The following is a 3,677-nucleotide window of genomic DNA, read 5'->3' on the forward strand; positions in this document are numbered from 1 at the left end:
GGCGGGCTCTTATGTATATATCAACGGTTTTGGTTTGTCGGAACAAACCTTTAGTTACGCCTTTGCAGCGAATGCTGTGTGCGCCTCGTTTGGGCCAACAATTTATATGCGGCTTTCTAAACGTGTATCGGTAAAAAAATAATTACTGCGAGTTTTTTAACCCTAACAGCATGCGGTATAAGTACCATTTTTATAGGCGGTTTNAATAGCTACTCTAACCGTTATTATTACCCGCGTGCCCGGTACTAATTTAATGTTAGAGCAACAAACAACGGACACGGGCTCTGCTGTGGCCGTTATTCAGTTTTGCTCTATGATTGCAGGCGCAATAGGCATGGCGCTTGTATCGCTTAATGCAGAAACATTAATTAAAAACTTAGGTGTTATTCAGCTAAGTATTGGCCTTATAGCGCTTACTTTGTGGTTGGTATTTAAAAATAAGGCGTATGTAAGCGCCTATATGTCTAAAGTTTAAACACGCTAAAACCCGAAAAGGCAGTACAGTAAATAAAAGCTGGCTGTACTGCCTTTTTAAAAAATTATTCCCCCGCTTTTATCGCCTCAATTACCGTGTGCATGCGCTTTGCCATTGGCCTGTTACGATGATGACACACATAAATATTTTCGCTGATTGGATTAGCTAAATGGTGCGTTTTTATAAGCGCGGGTTTATTAAATGCGCCCACCGCATAGGCAGGTAAAACAGTAAAACCTAGCCCTAAACTTACCGGTTCGAGTATTAAACTTATTTGGTTAGAAAACCCCGTGCGCTTAATTTGATCAACATGCTCAAACTCACTGTAGTTTTCGCTAAGTAATAGCTGCGCGTGGTGTTTTGCATCGGGGTGGCTAATAAAGCCAAGCTCACATAAAACCTCCCATGTTGGGTTTTTAATATGTGCGGGGGTTACTAATAATAAAGCTTCTTGGCCAATTTTGTGGCTGGTAACTTCGCTAAGTGTAGGTGCTTGGGTTAAAAAGCCTATGTCGGCACTGTGGTTTGCCACCGCTTGCTCTACACTGGTATTAGGTGCAAAGCGATAATCAATATTAAGCTCGGTATGCTCAGCCTGTAATGCTAATAATTGGCTATAAAATTGTAGCCCACAACTACCAGGCGATTGTATTTTTACTAGGCCACTGTAAGGCGAGTCATCTTTTAATTGTTGTTCTAAAAATTGCCATTCTTTTAATAACAAGCTGCCTTGCTGATACAAGTTTTGCCCATGCACGGTAAGGGTAAATTGTTTGCCGTGGCGCTCTAATAGCGCGCAGTTTACTTGCTGCTCTAGCTTTTTAATATGCTGACTTACGCCTGATTGGGTCATAAATAAGCGTTCGGCGGTTTGGGTAAAATGATTTACCTCAACCAACGTACAAAACGTGTTTAACCATGTCGGGTTTATCATTACAAAACGTACTCAGAATGATGATTAATGATAATTTTACTTAATAAACACGGGTTCGTAAACTAACTCCATCAACTAATCACAGTTAAAGAGGAAGCATTATGAGTCATACATATCCACGTAGTTTTTCGCACATTGGTATTTCTGTACCAGATGTTGAAAAAGCCGTAGAGTTTTACACTAAGGTGATGGGCTGGTACACCATAATGAAGCCTACTGTGATCACTGAAGATAACAGCCCCATTGGCGAAATGTGCACCGATGTATTTGGTCCAAATTGGGAAAAATTTAAAATAGCGCACCTTTCAACAGGCGACCGTATTGGTGTAGAAATTTTTGAATTTAAAGACCAAGAAAACCCAAAAGACAATTTTGAATACTGGAAAACCGGTATCTTTCATTTTTGTGTACAAGACCCAGATGTTGAAGGCTTAGCGGAGCGTATTGTTGCTGCAGGTGGTAAAAAACGTATGCCAGAGCCACGTTACTACTACCCTGGCGAAAAGCCTTACCGCATGATCTACATGGAAGACCCGTTTGGTAACATCCTTGAGATTTACAGCCACAGCTACGAGCTTATTTACAGCGCAGGCGCTTATTAAACGTAGCTCGTTTAAAAAAGTTTAGCTAAAAGCAAAGGCCGCAGTATTTATTTACTGCGGCCTTTTTGTTTTAAATAGACTTGTAGATTATTAATTTGGCTAATATTGGGTGTATAAAAATCAATATCTTCATTTGATTTATTATAGGTACATACACTTATTGCTTACTAATTGCACAAAGTTGTTCTAAAGGAAAAACATGAATCTGTCACTAGAAGACATCACCGCCGATAACTATGAAGCCATATGCGAATTGGATGTTACTAAAACGCAAGAAGAATACGTAGCGTGTAATATGTGGTCGTTAGTTGAGGCGCACTACAATAGCGGGTATACCTGTAAAGCGATTTACTTAAATGAATCGCCCCGTGTTTGCCAGAGACTCAATAACTTGAGAAACTGGAACTATGAAAAAATCAAATCGCTATACATCAGAATTTCGTGAACGTGCAATTAGGCTTGTTACCACACAACAGCATGAATACCCTTCTCTTTGGGCTGCGCTAGTATCGATTTCAGATAAACTGGGATGTACCCCAGAAACACTTAGAGCATGGGTCAAGAAATCTCAAGCTCAACCGTCTAAACCCTCTTCTAATACGCAATCAACTGAAGAACGCCTTGCCGTCTTAGAGCGCGAGAATAAAGAGCTCAAGCGAACGAATGATATCCTGAGGCAAGCTGCCGCTTTTTTCGCCCAAGCGGAGCTCGACCGCAAACAGAAGTAATAGTGGATTTTATTGATGCTTGCAGAGAGCATTACGGTGTCGAGTCAATTTGCAAGGAATTGCCGATTGCACCATCAACGTATTATTCTCATAAACAGATACAAAGAGAGCCTGAGCGACTGTCTAACCGCAAAAAGCGTGATGCTGAGCTGATAATACTCATTCGCGAAGTGTGGGAGGATAATATGTCAGTTTATGGTGCAAGAAAAATATGGAAGCAGCTACAGCTTGACGACCATCAAGTCGCCCGCTGTACAGTCGAACGATTGATGCGAGTTATGGGAATTCAAGGTGTTCGTCGGGGTAAAGCACATAAGACAACGATACCTGACGAGCAACAAGATAAGCCACTTGATTTAGTTAATCGTCAATTTACTGCTGAGCAGCCAAATCAACTTTGGGTAGCTGACATCACCTATGTTGCCACATGGAGTGGGTTTGTTTATGTCGCTTTCGTGATAGATGTTTTTTCACGATACATTGTAGGTTGGCGTGTATCAACGACAATGCACACAGAGCTTATTCTTGATGCGTTAGAGCAAGCTATTTGGCATCGTGGCAACCCCGAAGGGTTAATTCACCACAGCGACAGAGGCAGCCAATATTTGTCTATACGATACACTGAGCGACTTGCTGAAGCTGGAATTCAAGCGTCTGTAGGCAGTGTGGGTGACTCTTATGACAATGCATTGGCTGAAACAATAAATGGATTATTTAAAACAGAGATTATTCGCAGAAATGGCCCGTGGAAGAATGTTGATGCTGTTGAATACGCAACGTTAGAGTGGGTCAATTGGTTTAATAATCAACGCTTATTATCTTCAATTGGGTATATTTCACCAGCTCAATATGAAACAGACTACTATGATAATTTAAACGAGTCAGGTAAAGTGGCCTGACTTAAACAAACTGGTCTCCGATGAACTCGGGGCGATTCA

Annotated in this window: 4 protein-coding genes, 1 pseudogene and 1 other annotated feature; of the genes and pseudogenes, 4 read left to right on the forward strand and 1 reads right to left on the reverse strand. The window is 41.2% G+C overall.

Annotated features, from left to right (window positions below; all coding sequences use genetic code 11):
- Positions 1 to 253: 253 nt before the first annotated feature.
- Positions 254 to 475, forward strand: coding sequence for a hypothetical protein (locus tag L650_RS23850; RefSeq protein WP_085065511.1), 222 nt, complete (start codon positions 254 to 256; stop codon positions 473 to 475).
- Between the two features lie 64 nt (positions 476 to 539).
- On the opposite strand, the gene L650_RS0115485 is transcribed toward L650_RS23850, so the two are convergent.
- Entirely contained in the window at positions 540 to 1,409 is an 870-nt protein-coding gene (locus L650_RS0115485) for a LysR family transcriptional regulator (RefSeq protein WP_029773677.1), read from the reverse strand.
- 101 nt (positions 1,410 to 1,510) lie between these two features.
- Here L650_RS0115485 and L650_RS0115490 point away from each other — a divergent pair, with 101 nt between their 5' ends.
- From L650_RS0115490 to L650_RS0115500, 3 genes and pseudogenes are all read left to right on the forward strand, one after another.
- A complete protein-coding gene (locus L650_RS0115490) occupies positions 1,511 to 2,011 on the forward strand; it encodes a lactoylglutathione lyase family protein (protein WP_029773678.1) in 501 nt (166 codons plus the stop codon).
- A gap of 199 nt (positions 2,012 to 2,210) precedes the next feature.
- Positions 2,211 to 2,378: pseudogene (locus L650_RS23855) on the forward strand (GNAT family N-acetyltransferase); the annotation flags it as partial.
- 40 nt (positions 2,379 to 2,418) lie between these two features.
- Positions 2,419 to 3,638, forward strand: a protein-coding gene (locus L650_RS0115500) for an IS3 family transposase (protein WP_223230517.1) whose coding sequence is annotated in 2 segments (ribosomal slippage) — positions 2,419 to 2,707 and positions 2,707 to 3,638 — 1,221 coding nt in all. Because the reading frame shifts where the segments join, the coding sequence is not laid out codon by codon here.
- Positions 2,697 to 2,813: a sequence feature (AL1L pseudoknot), on the forward strand. Its footprint overlaps the gene before it by 117 nt.
- Positions 3,639 to 3,677: the final 39 nt, after the last annotated feature.

The organism is Pseudoalteromonas sp. TB51 (genome assembly GCF_000498055.1).
GTDB lineage: Bacteria > Pseudomonadota > Gammaproteobacteria > Enterobacterales > Alteromonadaceae > Pseudoalteromonas > Pseudoalteromonas atlantica.